This is a genomic window from Lysobacter sp. Hz25 (genome assembly GCF_046097045.1).
In the GTDB taxonomy this organism is placed as follows: domain Bacteria; phylum Pseudomonadota; class Gammaproteobacteria; order Xanthomonadales; family Xanthomonadaceae; genus Lysobacter; species Lysobacter antibioticus_B.
The window spans coordinates 4,224,707-4,241,924 of sequence record NZ_CP175666.1 but is presented as its reverse complement, the minus strand read 5'-3'; the positions used below and the strand labels follow the sequence as shown (position 1 = coordinate 4,241,924).

The 17,218-nt window shown below is 66.7% G+C and carries 17 protein-coding genes; 9 read left to right on the top strand and 8 right to left on the bottom strand.

What is annotated here, in order from left to right; translation table 11 throughout:
* Positions 1 to 175 precede the first annotated feature (175 nt).
* The 4 genes from ACKN61_RS17355 to ACKN61_RS17340 all read left to right on the top strand — a co-directional run bounded on the left by ACKN61_RS17355 (position 176) and on the right by ACKN61_RS17340 (position 4,351).
* On the top strand, positions 176 to 1,036 hold the full coding sequence (locus ACKN61_RS17355) for an NAD(P)H-dependent oxidoreductase (protein WP_408950577.1): 861 nt from the start codon (positions 176 to 178) through the stop codon (positions 1,034 to 1,036).
* Positions 1,037 to 1,129: 93 nt separating this feature from the next.
* Positions 1,130 to 2,077 (top strand): hypothetical protein, encoded by a 948-nt coding sequence (locus ACKN61_RS17350; protein ID WP_408950576.1) that lies wholly within the window; start codon positions 1,130 to 1,132, stop codon positions 2,075 to 2,077.
* Positions 2,078 to 2,363: 286 nt separating this feature from the next.
* Positions 2,364 to 3,026 carry an ankyrin repeat domain-containing protein gene (locus ACKN61_RS17345; RefSeq protein WP_408950575.1) on the top strand — a complete coding sequence of 221 codons (663 nt, stop codon included), beginning with the start codon at positions 2,364 to 2,366 and terminating at the stop codon, positions 3,024 to 3,026.
* 113 nt (positions 3,027 to 3,139) lie between these two features.
* The gene (locus ACKN61_RS17340) at positions 3,140 to 4,351 is read left to right on the top strand and encodes an XVIPCD domain-containing protein (RefSeq protein ID WP_408950574.1); all 1,212 of its coding nucleotides are present in this window, start codon (positions 3,140 to 3,142) and stop codon (positions 4,349 to 4,351) included.
* Between the two features lie 72 nt (positions 4,352 to 4,423).
* Here ACKN61_RS17340 and ACKN61_RS17335 read toward each other — a convergent pair whose 3' ends face one another.
* The 3 genes from ACKN61_RS17335 to ACKN61_RS17325 all read right to left on the bottom strand — a co-directional run bounded on the left by ACKN61_RS17335 (position 4,424) and on the right by ACKN61_RS17325 (position 6,657).
* Positions 4,424 to 4,888, bottom strand: a complete 465-nt coding sequence (locus ACKN61_RS17335) for a carboxymuconolactone decarboxylase family protein (protein ID WP_408950573.1) — start codon at positions 4,886 to 4,888, stop codon at positions 4,424 to 4,426.
* Positions 4,889 to 5,083: 195 nt separating this feature from the next.
* Complete coding sequence (locus ACKN61_RS17330; RefSeq protein WP_408950572.1) at positions 5,084 to 5,926, bottom strand: type 1 glutamine amidotransferase domain-containing protein; 843 nt, start codon at positions 5,924 to 5,926, stop codon at positions 5,084 to 5,086.
* Between the two features lie 23 nt (positions 5,927 to 5,949).
* Positions 5,950 to 6,657, bottom strand: a complete 708-nt coding sequence (locus tag ACKN61_RS17325) for a type 1 glutamine amidotransferase domain-containing protein (RefSeq protein WP_408950571.1) — start codon at positions 6,655 to 6,657, stop codon at positions 5,950 to 5,952.
* A gap of 99 nt (positions 6,658 to 6,756) precedes the next feature.
* Here ACKN61_RS17325 and ACKN61_RS17320 point away from each other — a divergent pair, with 99 nt between their 5' ends.
* A complete protein-coding gene (locus ACKN61_RS17320; protein ID WP_408950570.1) occupies positions 6,757 to 7,674 on the top strand; it encodes a LysR substrate-binding domain-containing protein in 918 nt (305 codons plus the stop codon).
* Positions 7,675 to 8,132: 458 nt separating this feature from the next.
* Here ACKN61_RS17320 and ACKN61_RS17315 read toward each other — a convergent pair whose 3' ends face one another.
* The 4 genes from ACKN61_RS17315 to ACKN61_RS17300 form a co-directional block, all read right to left on the bottom strand.
* Positions 8,133 to 8,639 (bottom strand): hypothetical protein, encoded by a 507-nt coding sequence (locus ACKN61_RS17315; RefSeq protein WP_408950569.1) that lies wholly within the window; start codon positions 8,637 to 8,639, stop codon positions 8,133 to 8,135.
* 160 nt (positions 8,640 to 8,799) lie between these two features.
* Positions 8,800 to 9,159, bottom strand: a complete 360-nt coding sequence (locus tag ACKN61_RS17310) for a hypothetical protein (protein WP_408950568.1) — start codon at positions 9,157 to 9,159, stop codon at positions 8,800 to 8,802.
* A 173-nt stretch (positions 9,160 to 9,332) separates the two neighbouring features.
* Positions 9,333 to 10,124, bottom strand: a complete 792-nt coding sequence (locus ACKN61_RS17305) for a helix-turn-helix domain-containing protein (protein ID WP_408950567.1) — start codon at positions 10,122 to 10,124, stop codon at positions 9,333 to 9,335.
* A 182-nt stretch (positions 10,125 to 10,306) separates the two neighbouring features.
* Positions 10,307 to 10,915, bottom strand: a complete 609-nt coding sequence (locus ACKN61_RS17300; RefSeq protein ID WP_408950566.1) for a hypothetical protein — start codon at positions 10,913 to 10,915, stop codon at positions 10,307 to 10,309.
* 271 nt (positions 10,916 to 11,186) lie between these two features.
* Between ACKN61_RS17300 and ACKN61_RS17295 the strand changes: the two genes are divergently transcribed.
* The 4 genes from ACKN61_RS17295 (at position 11,187) to ACKN61_RS17280 (ending at position 15,111) form a co-directional block, all read left to right on the top strand.
* Positions 11,187 to 12,701, top strand: a complete 1,515-nt coding sequence (locus ACKN61_RS17295) for a PLP-dependent aminotransferase family protein (RefSeq protein WP_408950565.1) — start codon at positions 11,187 to 11,189, stop codon at positions 12,699 to 12,701.
* Positions 12,670 to 13,263 (top strand): class I SAM-dependent methyltransferase, encoded by a 594-nt coding sequence (locus tag ACKN61_RS17290; RefSeq protein WP_408950564.1) that lies wholly within the window; start codon positions 12,670 to 12,672, stop codon positions 13,261 to 13,263. The genes ACKN61_RS17295 and ACKN61_RS17290 overlap by 32 nt, the downstream gene beginning before the upstream one ends.
* Positions 13,264 to 13,460: 197 nt before the next feature.
* Positions 13,461 to 13,910: a hypothetical protein gene (locus tag ACKN61_RS17285; protein WP_408950563.1), complete on the top strand. Its 450-nt coding sequence runs from the start codon at positions 13,461 to 13,463 to the stop codon at positions 13,908 to 13,910.
* Positions 13,911 to 14,124: 214 nt separating this feature from the next.
* Positions 14,125 to 15,111: a hypothetical protein gene (locus tag ACKN61_RS17280; protein WP_408950562.1), complete on the top strand. Its 987-nt coding sequence runs from the start codon at positions 14,125 to 14,127 to the stop codon at positions 15,109 to 15,111.
* Positions 15,112 to 15,205: 94 nt separating this feature from the next.
* Here the strand turns inward: ACKN61_RS17280 and ACKN61_RS17275 are convergent, their stop codons facing one another.
* Positions 15,206 to 16,915, bottom strand: a complete 1,710-nt coding sequence (locus ACKN61_RS17275) for a LysM peptidoglycan-binding domain-containing protein (protein WP_408950561.1) — start codon at positions 16,913 to 16,915, stop codon at positions 15,206 to 15,208.
* Positions 16,916 to 17,218: the final 303 nt, after the last annotated feature.

Below are 17,218 nucleotides of genomic sequence, written 5' to 3'. Positions count from 1 at the left end.
GATGTACGACGAAGCCCCGCGAAAGCGGGGCTTTTTCGTGGCGCCGTCGCCGTGGCCGGCGGCGCTGCCGCGATCTGGATTGGTGCCTGTTACGATGCGCAGAGTCGATAAAAATGCGTCACTGCGGAACATTTGGATTGGATAAGGTAGGTCATCTCTTCCCGAGGCGTCCCCCATGTCCACGATCACGATCAACGCAGCATCGAAGCCCGAGTCCGAAAATCCGCAGCGCCCCAAGCGGGTGCTGATCGTCTACGCCCACCCCGAGCCGGCCTCGTTGAGCGGTTCGCTCAAGGACACGATGCAGGCGCATCTGCTCGCAAGCGGGCACGAGGTGCAGGTGACCGACCTGTATGCGCAAGGCTGGAAGGCCACCGTCGATGCCGGGGACTTTCCCGAACACGATCCGCGCGAACGCCTCACTGTAGTCAGCAGTTCCAAGCGCGCGTATGCCTCCAATGCGCTGACCGAAGACGTCGTGCGCGAACAGGAGAAACTGCGCTGGGCCGATGCGGTGATCCTGCAGTTTCCGCTGTGGTGGTTCACCATGCCGGCGATCCTCAAGGGCTGGATCGATCGCGTCTACGCCTATGGTTTCGCCTACGGCGTCGGCGAGCATTCCGACACGCGCTGGGGCGACCGTTACGGCGAAGGCCAATTCGCCGGCAAGCGCGCGATGTTGTCGGTCACCGCCGGCGGTTGGGCCGACCACTACGGCCCGCGCGGCATCAACGGCAACATCGACGACCTGCTGTTTCCGATCAACCACGGCGTGCTGTATTACCCGGGCTTCGACGTGCTGCCGCCGTTCGTGGTCTATCGCAGCGACGGCCTCAATGCCGAACGTTTCGCGGTTGCGCAAGCCGAGCTGCGCCAACGCATGGATGGCTTATGGACGCAGGCGCCGATTCCGTACCGCAAACAGAATGCGGGCGACTACGAGGTGCCGTCGATGACGCTCAAGCCCGGGCTCGAATCGGTGGGCGCGCGCGGCTTCGCTCTGCATCTCGATCATCGCAGCGTGGTCGCCGACTGAGCGGGCTGCCGCGACGGCCGTAGCAGGCGCGGCGCTTTTGGCCGCGCCGCGTCGTGGGGGCCGTTTTCCTCGTGGTCGGCACAGGAGACGGCCATGGCCACGCACTCGCACCTGTTCATCAAGAAACTGCTGATCGCGACCGCGGCGGCCTGCGGTCTGCTGCTCGTCGCCGGGCCGGCGCGAGCGGCCGAATGCGCGATGAGCCGTTCCTTCCTGCAGCCCGACGGCAATGCGCCCGGCGGCCAGACCGCGGTCTGGTCCGATCCTGAGGGTTCGGCGCTGTTGTTCGTCGAAGGCCTCAACGTCAACACCGACGGCACCCGCCGTTCCTACAGCGTCGAGGATTTCTGGGGCGAGACCCGTGCGCTCAACAATCTGTGCAATGCGATGAGCGATGCCTGCGCCGGTCTGTCCAGCGCCGGGCTGAAAGCGCGCCGTATCGCCACGCAACAGGCCGCCGCGGCCGGCTGGCCGGCGGAGCCGTTGCGGCGCACCAAGATCTCGGCGGCGATCATTCCGTTCCGCGACGGCAAGCCCTGTCCGGCGGTGGACGGCTTCCTGGTCTCGGCGACCTCGTTGCGCAAGCCGGGCGGCGGCGACGCCTGCGACATCCAGACCTATGTCGATGCACTGGTGACGCCGGCGCTGGTGATTCCCAAGAGCCCGTCGCCGTTTTCCAGCCGGGCCAAGGTCGGCGACCTGGCGGTGGCAATGAAGCCGGGCAGCGATCAGCCGGTGTTCGCGGTGGTCGGCGACAGCGGCCCTTCGCGCGAACTCGGCGAGGCCTCGATCGCGCTCAACGGACGCCTGCTAGGTCGCAGCGCCTTGCCGGCCAACTATCGCGAGGTGCGCGGCCGCGGCGAGTTCAGCGGCCGCGGCTGGACCGTGCCGCGGGCGATCGTGTTGATCTTTCCGGGCACCCGCGACACCGCGAACCCCTTCATGACCCCGCAACGCATCGACGAGGCGGCGCAGCGCCGCTTCGAACAATGGGGCGGCGTAGCGCGCCTGCAGGCCTGCGCCGAAGCCTATTCGCGCTGAGGCGCGGTTCGCTTCGGCCGCAGCGGTCGCGATGGCCTGTAAGGCCTTGTCATGCCGACGGCATACCGCAGTGCCAGGATCGTCGTGCGCGAACGATCCGGCCCTGTTTTGTGACCGCGGTCCGCCTCGGCTGCGGGCTCTCACGGTTCTTGCTAGGCTGGCCCAGCCACGGTACGACACCGTATGTCGCAAGACGCTACGGTAGGGGATACGTTCCGTGCGCGTCGTTCGACGTCCCGCCACGCAGCGGGCCTATGGGGTAGGCAGTGCTCAGGAGGAGTGCAAGATGGCAGTAGTCGATATTCATGAGGTGTTCGCCGATCCGGCCGTGGCCGAACTGGCCGAGGCGGTCGCCGCCGGCGACAGCGCGGACATCCGGCGTTTGGCCGCGGGCGTGGACCTGCGTACGCATGGCGACAAGAACGTCACCCTGCTCGAATGGGCGGTGCTCAATCAAAGCCTCGACGGCCTGAAGACCTTGCTCGAAGCCGGGGCCGATCCGGCCGAACCGGGCATCGACGGCGGCACGGTGGTGCACATGGCGGCGATGGCCAACGATCCGGCGTATCTCGACGTCCTGCTCGCGCACGGCGCAGCGCCGGACACCCCGCACGGCGAAAACGGCTCGGCCCCGCTCAGCGCGGCCTTGATGGGCGAGCGCTCGGCGCAGTTCCATCGCTTGCTCGAAGCCGGCGCCAACCCGAATCACGTCGACCGCCTGGGCAATACCGCCCTGCACGTGGCCGGCAAGATCAACCAGCCCAATCGCGCGCTGGACTTGCTCAAGGCCGGCGCCGAGGCCGATGCGCGCAATCGCCAGAACGTTACCTTCCAGCGCTATCTGTTCATGACCCCGCCGAGCCTGTTGAACGCGCAGACCCGCCAGGATCGCGAGGCGCTGGTGGCCTGGTTGCGCGAGCACGGCGTCGCGGTGGAAAGCGGCGGCTGAGCGCTGCCGCAACGGGCAGCGCGTGGCGCGCGGATCAGGGGAGTGATCGCCGCCGCGCCGCACTGGGTAGTCAGGGGTTTCAAGGATTCCAGGGATTTCAGGGAGATCGAATCATGAGCGAGCAGTCCGCGCGTCCCGCCAGCGGCGGTGAACCGTCGTTTGCCGAGCAAGTCCGAGGCCAGGACGCCAAGCCGATCGACAAGACGTTGGCGCGGCTGATGGCCGACCTGTACGACGAAGGTCCCGGCATCGATGGCTTCAAGCCGTTGAATGCCGAGCAGCTGCGCGACGCCGGCATCGACCCGGCCACGCTGAAGAACGAAGACAGCGGTTTCCTGGCGCGCATCTACGGCGACGACAAGGGCCATTACGTTCTCGCCTATTCCGGCACCGACGAAGGCAAGGACTGGTTGACCAATCTGCGCCAGGGCGTGGGTCTGGAAGACGCCCAATACAACCAGGCCATCGCGCTCGCCCGCGAAGCGCGCGTCGCCTTCGGCAACGAAGTCGTCATCACCGGCCACTCGCTCGGCGGCGGCCTGGCCGGCGCGGCTTCGATCAGCAGCGGCATTCCGGCGGTGACCTTCAACTCGGCGGGCGTGCACGACAAGACCCTCGAACGCATCGGCATCGATGCCGACCGCGCCAAGGAAGAGGTGACCGACAGCGGCCAGGTCCGGCGTTATGCGGTCAAGAACGAAATCCTGACCGACCTGCAGGAGCACAGCATTCCGCTGAAGTGGGCGATGCCGGACGCGGTCGGTCACAAGATCGAACTGCCTGATCCCGACCCGCAATCGTTCTGGCGGCGGATGATCCCGGGCAACGGCATCAAGCACGGCATCGACGTGCATTACATCGATGCGGTGATCAAGGCGCAGGAGATGGCGTCGCCGACCTTGTATCCGCAAGGCACCGCCGCGGTGACGCCGCTGCACTCCGGCCGCGACGCGCACCCGGCGACGTCGCCGGCGAATCCGGATCACCCGAACCACGCCTTGTACGGCCAGGCCTTGCGCGGCCTGCAGGGCATCGACAGCCGCGCCCTGGATTTCCAGGGCGAGCAGGGCTATCGCAACGCCGCGACCCATGCCGCCCATGATGCGCGCGCGCACGGCATGGACCGGATCGATCACGTGGTGGCGAGCAACAACGGCGCCGGCTTCTTCGTCGTCCAGGGCGGGCTCGACGATCCGGGCAACCGTCGCGTGTTCCTCGATCAATCGCGCGCCTTGTCGCAGCCGGCCGAACAGCCGGTCGTGGCCCAGGTCGCGCAGACCGAAGCGCCGGTACAGACCGAGTCGCGCCGCGCCGTGATGGGCTGAGCTTCGATCCTCATCGGCTTCGACGAACGGCGGCCTCGGGCCGCCGTTCGTCTATCCGCGGCAGGCGTCGGCTCAAGCCTTCCAGGCGCCGACCGGCTGCTTCACCGCGACGTTGAGCCGGTTCCACACGTTGATGTTGGCGATCGACACGACCAGCGCGGCCAGCGAAGCTTCGTCGTAGTGCCTGGCGGCTTCGTTCCAGATCTCGTCGGAGACCGCATCGGGACGGTCGCTGATCCGCGTCAACGCCTCGGTCAGCGCCAGCGCGGCGCGCTCGGCCTCGTTGAAATAGGGCGCCTCGCGCCAAGCCGACACCGCGAACAAACGCTCGTCGCTCTCGCCGGCCTTCTTGCCCTCGCGCGCGTGCATGTCGACGCAGACGCTGCAGCCGTTGATCTGGCTGGCGCGCAGCTCGATCAGGATCAGCGTCCGAGCCGCTACGCCCTTGTTCTCGGTCGAGGCTTTCAGCGCCCACAGCGCTTTCATCGTGTCCGCGTGGATCAGGGCCGGGTTGTTCATTCGTGCTTGCGTGTGCATGTCGTCGTTCCTCGTGGCTGGGTGTGTGTTGCATCGTCATGGGTCTGACGAACCAGCCACCGGGAACGTGACATGTCGGGAGAAGAAATAGCCGTCAGTGCGGGCGCATTCGCTGCGGCGATTGGGAGGCGTTGATTCTCGGTGCCGGGATTCTCAGGGCCGACGCCGGACCCGACGGCGGCCTTGCTCCGCGGCTTACTTCAAGCGCGACAGCAGTTCCTTCGCCACACCGACCGCCGAGGCCGGGTTCTGCCCGGTGATCAACTCGCGATCGACCACGACGTTCGCGCTCCACGGTGCGGTATTACTGCGATAAACCATGCCGGCCTGTTGCAGCGCGGTCTGCGGATAGAACTTCATCGCCCCGCCGCCGAGCGCGGCCTTGGCCAGCTCTTCTTCCTGGTTGCTGATCACGGTGACTTGGTAGCCGGCATAGATCCACTGCGTCGGCGCGGTGGCCTTGCCGGAGTCCGCCAACTGCGCCGTGAACTGTTGAGCCTGCGGCAGGGTCGAGAGCAGGGCGATCGGACCGTGGCAGACCAGGGCGGTGGTCTTGCCGCGCTGATGGAAATCGCCGAGCAGACGACCGAGCGCCGGGTTGTGCAGCAGGTCCTGCATCGGCGCGTGGCCGCCGGGGATGTAGACCGCGTCGAATCGGCCGTAGCCGATCTGTTCGATGCGGGCGAGGCTGAGTACCGGCGATGAATCTTTCGCGGTGATCGCCAGGCGATCGAGCAGGGCTTGGTGCGTCTTCAAGGCCTCGGTGTCGCCGCCGAAGTACATCGGGTCGATCGACGAGCGGTCCACCGTCGGCGCCCGGCCTTGCGGCGTGGCAAAGGTGACCTGGTGGCCGGCATCGAGCAACAGCTTCACCGGCTGCATCAGTTCGTTGAGATAGAAGCCGGTGGCGAAGGTCTTGCCGTCCCTGAGGTCGAGGCGATCGGCATCGGACAGCACCACCAGGACATTGCCGGCGTGGGCGCTGCCGACGCTGAGCGCGAGAGCGATCGCAGCCACGAGTTTTTGCATCGGTTTCATCGAAGTAGTCCGTATGAGGAGAGTCAGGCGGAGGCCGGGGCGAGTAGCAGCTCGCGCATCGCCGCACCGACGGCGCTGGCCGATTGCGGGTTCTGGCCGGTGACGAGGCGGCCGTCGACGACGACCTGCGAGGTCCAGTCGGGCGCCGGCTGATGCTGCGCGCCGCGAGCGCTCAGCCGGCTGGCGAGCAGGAACGGCACCACGCCTTCCAGCTTCACGGCGCGCTCCTCATCGTCGGTGAACGCGCTTACGCGTTTGCCGGCGACCAGATAGGCGCCGTCGCTCAAGGTCACCTCGACCAGCGCGGCCGGGCCATGACAGACCGCGCCGACCACGCCGCCTGCCTCGTAAATCTCGCGCGTGACCCGCTGCACCGCCGGGCTGTTCGGGAAGTCCCACATCGCGCCGTGGCCGCCGGCGAAGAAGATCGCCGAATAGCGGGACGCGTCGGCGGCGTGCAGCGGCAAGGTCTGGCGCACGGCTTCGCGAAAGCGCGGGTCGTTCCAATAGCGTGCGTTGATGGCGTCGTCGACGTCGGCGCCGTCCACCGGCGGTTCGCCGCCCTGGATCGAGGCGAACTCGACCGCGATGCCGGCGGCCTCGAGTTCGGCCAATGGATGAGTGACCTCGCCGAGGTAGTAGCCGGTCGACTGGCCGCTGTCGCCTTTACGGCCGTGGCTGGTGAGGACGAACAAGACCGGCTTGAGGCCGGCGGCAGGGTTCGGGGACATGCGCGTTCCTGAGGGGAAGTAGGTGATGGGCACTGTATTGCGTCTCCTGGCGGCGATAAAATCCTCCATCGAGAAATGATTTGTTCTTTAGAGGCAAGAATGAGCCGGCGATTCGACCACCTCGGGGATGTGGAAGCCTTCGTTGCCGTGGTCGAGCACGGCTCCCTGACCGCAGCCGCAGTAGCGCTGGCGACCACGCCGTCGGTGATCAGCCGCGCCATCGGCCGGCTCGAAACCCGTCTGGGCAGCCAATTGCTGCGCCGGACCACCCGCCGCCAGAGCCTGACCGAGGCCGGTCGTGTGTACCTGGAGCATTCGCGCGCCGCCTTCGCCCTGATCGACGACGCCGAGCGTGCGATCCAGGGCCAGGACGGCGAACTGAGCGGGCGCGTGCGCCTCAGCGTGCCGACCACCTACGGTCACTACCGGTTGCCGGCGTTGTTGCAGCGTTTCGCCGTTCGGTACCCGCAGGTGCAGATCGAGCTCAACATTGCCAACCGCAACGTCGACCTGGTCGCCGAGGGCTTCGACCTGGCGATACGCCTCGGCCAACTGCCCGACAGCGGCCTGGTCGCGCGCAAACTCGAAGACGCGGCCTTGTGCCTGGTCGCGTCGCCGGCCTACCTGGAACGCGCAGGTTTGCCGCGCACCCTGGAAGACCTGCGGCGGCACGTCTGCATTCCGTTCGTGATGCCGAGCACCGGCCGTGTCGCGAACTGGCTGTTCCGCAGCGGGCAGGGCGCCGGCAGCGAGCGCAGCGATATCGACTGGACGCCGGCATCGCAGATGCTTGTATCCGACGACGTGCTGGGCGTGGTGTCGTTGGCCGAGCAGGGCATCGGCATTTGCCAGAGCTACGACTTCATCGTCGAAGACCGGCTACGGCGCGGCCGCCTGGTCGAATTGTTGCCGCAGTTGCGCGGCCGCTCGCGGCCGTTCTCGGTGATCTACGCCCCGCATCGCCGTTTGTCGGCGGCGTCGCGGGCATTGATCGATATGTTGGCGGAGGGGGCGTGAAGCGACGGATGTTTGGCCGGTACTGGAACGCCGCGTCGGAATTTTCGCTGATGGCTATGCACGAGTGGCACGAGTCGGGACCGCGGATCGTGCAGAGGCGACAGGGCTGACGTCACTCATCGAAGTAGCTTGCTTCCGCCAGGGCAGGAGCGACGTCCTGCTGGATTTCCTTCGGCCACAAGTCGCGACCGCGTTACGGCGGTCTTGCGGCGTAAGAGCACTCCCCTCTGTAGGAGCGACGTAAGTCGCGACCACGGGCCGCGCAGAGGCGACAAGACTGACGTCGCTTATCGAAGCGATGTGCTTCCGCCAGGGTAGGAACGGCGTCCTGCCCAGGCGAAGGCGCGCCGCATTCGATGAATGCTGCTGGCCTTGTTGCCTCTGTGCATCCAGAGGTCGCGACTCAGGTCGCTCCTACAAAGGCCGAACGGCGCATGATCGAACTCGCGCAACCCTCATCAATCGATCCGATATACCCGCGCCTTCGGCATGTCCTCGTCGACCTGCAGGAACCAGCGGCCGGCCACGCCGGGGACGACCAGGATCTTGGGCGCGACCAGCGGCTTGCGCAATTTCATGCTGCCCTTGAGCACTTTCCACTGCTGGCCGTTGTCGAGCTCGAACACGGTGCCGGGTTCCCAGCCCGCCACGTCGCCCTTGAGGCGGCTCTTGATCGGTTGGTCGTCGAGGCCGATGTATTGCACGGCGCTGCGCTGGCCGGTTCCCGCCACTGCCGATGCGGTGGGCGCCGCGGACGTCGCGGCGACGGCCGGGGTGGGGTCTTTCGCACTGGCTTCGCGCAACATGCGGTTGAGCAACTGCAGTTGCGCGGGCGACAGGCCGACTTCGCTGAGTTGTTCCGCGCTGAGGCGTTGCTCGATATCGATGTAGGCGGACTGCGCGAGGACCGTGAACGGGGCGAGCAGCAGGGCCAGCATCAGGCCGCGGATCCAGGGTCTCGCCATCGTTCTCGTCTCGCCTCATTGCGGACCGTCGATCGGCCGCTTCAATGCCCGGGCCCGCGCGCGCGGAACCGGACCTGCGGCAGTGTGTGGCAGTCGTGTTGCAGAATTAAGACGGTCCGCACTAAGTCAGTTCGCGCCTCCGGGCCCGCAGCTGCGGCGCTTACGGCGTCGCGTTGGCCGCAGCCGCGGCGGGATTCGGCGCCGACCACGCACGCACCTCGACGGTGAAGCCGTGGCGCATGCCGGGGTGGGACTCGGCGATGCGCACGGCTTCGTCGAGGTCGCGCGCGTCCAGGAACAGCAGGGCGGTGATCGGCAGGGGCTCGGCCTGGACGGCGTCGCGGTGCGGGCCGATGTGCCGGCTTTCGGGCGCGAGGATACGCGGGGCAAGTTTGTGCCCGGCCTCGTTGTGCAGACGTGCCCAGGCGCCGATGTCGCGGCCCAGGCTGAGTTGTTCGGCTTCGGACAAGGGGCCGCCATCGCGACGGAACAGGATGACGAAGGTGTTCATGGCAGTCATGGAGGGACTCGCTGGTAGAGGGACGGTCGCCGCCGATGCGGCCAGCGCGAGCGCGGGCCATAGCGCGGCGGAAAGCAGCGCGGCGCGCAATCGGGCGAGGCGGTGAGGGCGGACGGCGACCATGCGCGCATGCTGCCGCGAAGCCGGTGCGCCGGCTTGTAAAAAATCGGCGCTCAGGCCGGTTCGCGTGCAGCGAAGAAGGCGGCCGGTGCGCTGCCGGTCGCACGGCGGAAGTCGTGGTTGAAATGGGCCTGGTCGTAATAACCGGCGGCCAGTGCGACCTCGGTCAGATCCAGGCCCGTCGCCTGCAGGCGCACCGCGTGTTGCAGCCGCAGCATCGAGGCGAATTTCTTCGGGGTCACCCCGACCACGCGGCGGAAGCGCCGTTCCAGCGCGCTTTGGCTCAGGCCGATGTGGCGCGTCAGCGCGTCGATGCGATGGCCGGCGGGCCGGCGTTCGAGCCAGTTCACCGCGGCCGCCATCAGCGGGTCGGGTGCGCTTTCGCGCAAGCGCGCCAACAGGAAGTGCTGCAACTGCGCGACGCGCTGGCGATGATCGGATGCGCTGGCGAGTTGTTCGTGCAGGCGTTCGAGTTCGTCGGCGCGATCGAGCAACTCGCTCAGGTCGGTCGTGGCGCCGCTGAACGCTTCCTGCGACGGCCGCAGGAACGCGGCCGCACCGACCGGGGTGAACGCGGCCAGCAGCACCGAATGCCCGGCGTGGTGGTCGTGCGCGCGCAAGGTGTCGCGCAAGCCGGTGAATGCCGCTTGCGGCACCCAGCGCCCGCCGTCGATGCGACAGCGGCCGCGAAACGTAAACGCGGCCACGCTACCGGTATCGGGCAGGTGCGTATCGGCGTGGTCGGCGGCGAACTCCACCACCATGAAACGCCGCACGAACGGCCGCAGCGCCGGGCACGGCGCTTGCTGGAACCATTGCATGTGGCGATGCGGGTTGCGGGCCATGCGCCTTGTGCCGTCGGGCAACGAAGGCGGCGGATCGTCCGCCGCTTCAGAGCGGCAACGCTACGGCAAGGAGCGAATGCCGGCAACGGCTCTTCGGTGGGCCTTGTTCTTTAATGGGGCGTCGTTCTTCGGTGGGGCCTCGCTCTTCAATGGGACCTCGCTCTTCAATGGGGCCTAGCTCTTCAACGGGACGCAGAGTCGGCGATGCGGGTATCGGTCGCGATCCAGTTCAGTTCCCAACTCTTGCCGTCGTCGGCGGAGAAAGCCTGCTCGAAACGGCAGACGTCGCCCGTCGCGCATTCGATGACGAAGCGGACCAGGATCGGCCGGCCGTCGAAGCTATCGCGTCCGAAGAATTCGCCGCGCCCATTCTTGAAGGCGCCGGCGATCGGCGCGGTCAGCGTGCCCGAGCGCAGGCTGGCGTAGTTGATGCTCCATTGCCGCGCCTGCGGTTCGTACAGGCGCAACGAAATGCCTTGGATGCGACCGGAGGGGCCGGCGATGTCGAGCTCGGCGAGGTTGGCGCGGCCGTCGAACAGCTTGCGCACCACGGTGGTGCCCTTCAGTTCGACCCAGGCCTCGCTGCCGCTCAGCGGGCTCTGCAGCCGCGACACCCGGGTTTTCCAGGCGCCGATCTCCCAGTCGAAGTCGTGCTGTCCATCCGGCGCTGTGGTGCTGGCGTCGTTCTTCGCGGGCGTAGGCGCGGCTTGAGCGGCGCGGGCATCGAATGCGAGCAGGACGGCGAGGCTGGCGGCCAACCGGCCGATGCGAAGGAGGGGGGCGGCGATCATCGTTCGGCTCGGTGTCGGCGGGCTCGACCTGCGAGCGGTGACCGCACCATGCGATGGCGCCTGCGGCGCAGCAAGGGCCATTCTGGCATCGGCGGCGATGCCACCGCGTCGGTGCCGTGTCGATGTCGAGGTGTCGGGTCGGCAAGTGCGCGGTCGGTTTCCGCTGGAAGCGCCGCGCACTGGGAGCAGGCGTTCTCGCAGGACGGCGGCCGTCGTCGGCAAACCAGCTGGGCGATGGAGCACGCGCGCATCAAGGGCTAGTATGCGCGGCATGGCCAAGCATGCCGGTTCGGTATTCTCCGTCGACGTCACCGGTCTCGAGACGGGACAGGGCCAGCCTGCGTACGCACGTATTTGCGAGCGCATACGCAGCGCCATCGTCAGCGGCGCGCTGGCACCGAATGCGCGCCTGCCGTCGAGCCGGGTCCTGGCCCAGGACCTCGGCGTCGCCCGCAACACCGTCGATTGGGCACTGGGGCAGTTGGTTGCCGACGGCTATATCGTGCGCCGCCGCGGCGCCGGCAGTTTCGTCGCCGCAAGCCTGCCCGAACGCGATACGCGCCCGCTCGCAGCCAAGCGCAGCACGCAGGCCGCGGCTGCCGAGGGCGAGCGTCGATTGTCGCGGCGAGCGACTGCGCTGCGGAGTTATCCCGGCCATTACCAGCCGGCGTCGGCGATTCCGTTCACGCCTTCGCTGCCGCCGATCGACCTGTTTCCGCGCGCGGTGTGGAATCGTCTGCTGCAGCGCGAGGCCACCCGGGCCGGTACCGCGTACTGGGCTTACGGCGCCAGCAACGGCTTGCCCGCGTTGCGCGAGGCCATCGCCGCGCACGCCTCGGCGATGCGCGCCACGCGCTGTTCGCCCGAGCAGGTGATCGTGGTCACCAGCACGCAGCAGGCGGTGGAACTGGCCGGAAAAGTACTGGCCGATACGGGCGACCTCGCCTGGGCGGAAACGCCGGGCTACCAGCCGGTGCAGCACTGTCTGCGTGCGGCCGGCCTGCAAGTCGTGCCGGTGCCGGTCGACGAACAGGGGCTCGATGTCGCCGCGGGCCGCAGGTTGGCGCCGGATGCGCGCCTGGCTTACGTCACACCCGCGCACCAGTATCCGATGGGCTACGAAATGTCGCTGGAGCGGCGCCAGGCCTTGCTCGACTGGACTCGGCAACACGACGCCTATGTCATCGAAGACGATTACGACGGCGACTATCGCTACGAAGGCCGGCCGATCGCTTCCCTGCAGGGCATGGACGACGACGGACGCGTCATCTACGTCGGCAGTTTCAACAAGATCCTGTTTCCGGCGCTGCGTATCGCCTACGCCATCGTGCCCGAGCCCTTGGTCGCGGCCTTCGTCGATGCCAAACATGTCGCCGACGGCCACACCGCCTTGCTGACGCAGGGCGTGTTGGCGGCCTTCATTCACGAAGGACATCTGGCCAGCCACCTGCGCAAGACCCGCACGATCTACGACGAGCGCCGTTTGGACTTCCTCGATCAAGCCCGCGCGTTGGCCGCGGTGCTGGAGTTCGGCCCCGCCACTGCCGGTATGCATGTCGCCGCCTTGTTCAAGCCGGGCCTGGCGATCGACGATCGCGCCGTCGCCGCCGAGTGCGCGCGCGCCGGCGTGGTGGTGCACCCCTTGTCGAAGTACGGGGCGAGCGAGCGTGGCGGCCTCGTGTTCGGGTTCGCCGGCGCATCGCACACGGCGACCCGTTCCGGCCTGGAGATCGTGGGCCAGGCCATCGCTGCGGTTGGTTCCATCGACGCTGGTGCCAGTCCCTGATTGCAAGCTTGTTCGCTACGCACGGAGGCCTCGGATGCAAGCCAGAACCCCGGATCGAATCGGCTGGGCTGTCGAGCGGCTCGATCCGGCCGCCGCCGACGAATTGCTCGAAATCGGTTGCGGCAACGGCGCAGCCGTGGCGTTGATCTGTCCACGCCTCGAATGCGGGCGGATCACCGCGATCGACCGTTCGGCCACCGCCATCGCGACCGCGACCAAGCGCAACGCCGCTCATATCGCATCCGGTAAGGCCGTGTTTCTCGGCACCGAACTGGCTTGCTTCGAATCGTCGGCGCACAGCTTCGACAAGGCATTCGCCGTCAACGTCAATGTCTTCTGGCTGCGGCCGACGGCCGAGTTGCGGGTGTTGGCGCGCGTGCTCAAGCCCGGTGGCGCGCTGTGCCTGGCTTTTCAGCCGCCGAACGAGTCGCAGCTCGATTCGATCGCTACGGCATGCGCCGAGCGGCTGGCCGCGCAGGGTTTCGTCGCGGTCCGAACGGTCCGCGACAGGTTCGAGAGCGGCTCGGCGGTATGCGTGCATGCCCTGCGGGGCGAGCGATAATCCCTGGTCGAAGGCCGTGCCTGGAAATGCATGCGATGGGGGATCGGCCCGCGTCGTTCGTGGCGAGTGCCGATCACGGACGCGATCCCGAATCCGTCACGATTGGCATCTGCATGCAGCCGATTCGTGGCTCGCATGCTTGATCGTGCGCGCGTGGTTCGCTGAAGTCGAGCCTCCCCATGGAGTGGAGCGTATCGATGAAAAAGGTGGCCGCAGGTTTCCTGCATATGTTGGCTTTGTGCCTGCTGTTGACGGTGTCGCAATCGGTCTTGGCCCAGTCGGCGCTGAAAAAGATCCCCGAGGGTACGACCCTGTGGGTCGGACAATCGATCTATTCGAACAACCTGCAATACCGGCTGACCATGCAGGGCGACGGCAACCTGGTGTTCTACCGCGTCGCCGACTCGCGCCCGCTGTGGAACAGCCAGACCCACGGCAGCGGCGGTTACAAGACCGTCTTCGAGCCCTTCGCCGTGTTCAATGTCCTGCGCATCTCCGACGATGCGGTGCTGTGGACCAGCCGCGGCGGCGTCATCGGCGCACCGTATCCGGGCATGGCCTGGTACATCACCGACCAAGGCGATTTCCTGGCGCTGTACCAAGGCAGCGTCGTGATCCGCCAACTCGCGAACGATCCGGATAACTGATCGGCCGGGTCCACCGCTATAGTCGAATCTGCAAGGCGAAGGCCCCGCGACCGATCGCGGGGCCTTTCTTTTGGCCGTGCCGGGCTGCGCTCGTTGCGCACTGTGAAGCGGCGCGCGGCCTGCGCTCGGGCGCGTGACTAGAATTCGGATCCCCCATCGCTTTCGCGCGCATCGCCACGACGGTTGCGCGAGAGCCCGCAAAGGACGATCCGCAATGAAGATACGGCGACACTCGCTGGCCAGCGCATTGGCTTTACTGACCGCTACGACGATGTTCGCGGCGCCGCAGCTCACCGCGAACGCGCAGCAGTCGGCGGCCGCACCGTTCCATGCCTACGACAATACTCACTACCAGGATGTCGATCTGGTCGGCGAGGCCGGGTTGGTCAAGGCGAATATCCTGTACCAGCGACAGGAGTGGATCGCCTGCACCGCCGACGACAAGCTGCCGCCGAAGGCCGAGTTCCAGGCCGCGGTACAGGCCGCCGCGGTGCACCGCGGACCGATCGTGCTCGACTTCGAAAACATCTGGATCAAGAACGTCGATGCCGCACAAGCGCATCGGCGCTACAAACTCTGGCGCCAGTTGTTCCTCTGGGCCAAGGAAGCAGCGCCCGGCCATATGATCGGCGCCTACGACTTGCTCGGGCCGAACACCGATCAGTACCTCGATTGCGCACGCGATCTGTCGCAATACCAGGACGGCTTCTTCCCGCATTTGTACACGGCTCCCACGCTGACTCAGGCGACCTGGGAGCGCCGGCTCGACAACCGCGTGGTTTCCGCTCGCAACGTCAACTCCAGCAAGCCGCTGATTCCCTATATCCGGCCGCAGGAAGAGGCGACCTGCGGCGGCGATCCCGAGCCGACGTACCTGCCCGCGGATCGCTGGCGTCGGCAATTGGATCAACTGGGCGCGAAGGCTTCGGGTTTCATCGTCTGGAGCCCGGTGATGTGTTCGCACAACGTCGGTGAGAACCGCGGCTGGATTACCGAGACCGTCGACTTCATGCGGAGCCTGCCGTCTGCTTCGTCGACCGTTGCGCAGACGCGATCCTGGCCGCTCGCACCGCCGCTGACCGCGTGCGCACCGACGCCCGGCGTCAGCGTGCCGGTATCGGCGCCGAAATCCAGGGCGTTGTCCGCGCCGGCGGCGATGCAGACCGCTGCGGTGCAATGCGAGACGCTGCCTGCATTGTGATCGCAACAGGTTATCGAGCACGAGAAAGGCCCCGCATCGGCGGGGCCTTTCCTGGGAGCGCGCGATCGACGGTTCGCAGCGTCGGCTGCAAGCCTCACTCGATGGTCATGTCGATCCGCGCCCGGTCGTTGTTGGCGATGCTGCCGTCGGCGCCGTCGGAAACGAAGAACAGGTCCATCGTCAGACGGTGCGGATCGGAGTCGAGGATGCGGCCCAGGGTCATGCCGAACTGGAACGGGTCCTTGTACTCGCCGAGTCTCTCGGCGCTGTTGCCGGGCAGGGTGCCTTCGGCATGGGCCGTGGTGTTGGTCTGCTTCATCAAGGCCTGCATCTGCGCTTCGGTGAACGTCACCTTGGCGTCCTTGCCGACCTGCACCGGGCCATTGCCCTTGATGTCGCCGGTCAGCATGTAGTTCCAGGTCTTGGCGTCGGCGTCGGTGGGCACCTTGAGGTTGTACTCGTAGGTACGTTCGGAGGCGATCTCGTTGCCTTGGGCGTCGTAGTGGCAGACGACCTGAAGGGGCGGGTCGTCGTTGCCGCGCATCGGCGGGGTGATCGTGTAACTGTAAGACCCGTCCGGATAGCTGGTCTTGACGTAACCGTAGGTGGTTTGCGGGCCGCCGAACGAGGCGTAGGCGCGGGCCATGGTGTCGCCCTGCTCGTAGGAGACTTCGCCGTTCAAACGCAACTGGTCGGAGAAGTTGTAGCGCTCGAGCGTAGCGACGTTGCTGACGCCGTCGTTCTGGGCGGCGACTTCGCCGGTGGCGGTGAAATGGGCGTAGGCGGCCTGGCCGTCGGGCTTGGACAGGTCGAACTCGGCCGTGCGCAGCACCGAATGCCCCTTGTTGGCCTGGATGCCCGGGCCGAGATCGAGGCTGAGCGGGCCGAAGTTGATCGACGGCAGCACGCCGCTCTTTTGCTCGATTGCCTGCAGTGCGCCGATATCGACGCGCACGCTGGTTTCGCTGGTGCGGGTGACGCTGTAGGCCGAACCGGTAGCGACTTTGTTCTCGCCGTCGGTGGTCACGCCCAGGCGTGGGCCCTTCGGGAAGGCGTCGTCGAAGAGCTTCTGGAACGCCGCGGAGAATTGGGTCTGGGTGAAGTTCTGCGAGTCCAGGGTTACGGTGGCGCCGACCGGGATCGTGGTGGGGTCGAAGGGATTGATCTTGGCGGCGGTCTGCGGGTTCTGGTTCTCGCCCGGCAGTACGACCTTGTAGCGCAGGCGATGACCTGCGCCTGCGCTGCCTTCGACATCGACGCTCTTGTTGCCGGCGCCGGCAGCGCTGGATACCGAGAACACGGCGGTGACTTCGAACTCGGTCTTGCCGTCCTTGTTTTGCTGCTTGACCTCGATCTCCGAATCCTGGCGCATCTCGATGCCGCCGGGGCCGGGCACGGTGCTGCCCTGGGTCAGCTTGACGCTGCCGTTGCCGGGGCTCCAGGAAATGCCGCCGCGCTGGCTGCCGTCGCTGACCTCCACGCCGTACTCGCTGGAGGCGGTGGGGTGGGTCGGGTCGAAATCGGTGACGATGGTCTCTTCGGTGACGCTCATCGTCGCCGCGGGGATCTTGAGCTCGTCGCCGTGAAAGATCGGATCGCCCTTGCCGGTCATGCTGGCTTCCATCCGCCGTTCCTTGTCCTGGAACAGTTCCGGGTTGGCCTGGCGCAGCGCCTGCGGGGTAATGCCGTAGAGGGCGGCGATCTCGACGACGCTCTGGTCGTTGACGACGGTATGGGTCTGGGGTTGGTTCTGCGGTTGGGGCAGGGTGGGCGACGGGCCCTGGGTGGCGTAGACACCGGTCATGAGTGGCTTGGGCGCAACTGTGAGGATGGTCGCGACTTTACAGTTGCGCTGGCTTGCGGGGGACTAGGGGTGACCCCAGGATTCGGGGCGGATTTGTGCAGTAATGAAACAATTCGTGGGTTGGGGGCGTAGGTGGCCTGTTGAGGCAGTTGCTTTGCCTTTGCCTTTGCCGTTGCCGTTGCCGTTGGCGAGATTTTGATCTGCTTTGCCGCTTTACCGGTCAAGTGGAGACCCGGAGGGCGCCGCACAGGACGTGCGGCGTTTTCCGATAAGACAGGGACGTCTTATCGGAAAATCCCGGCG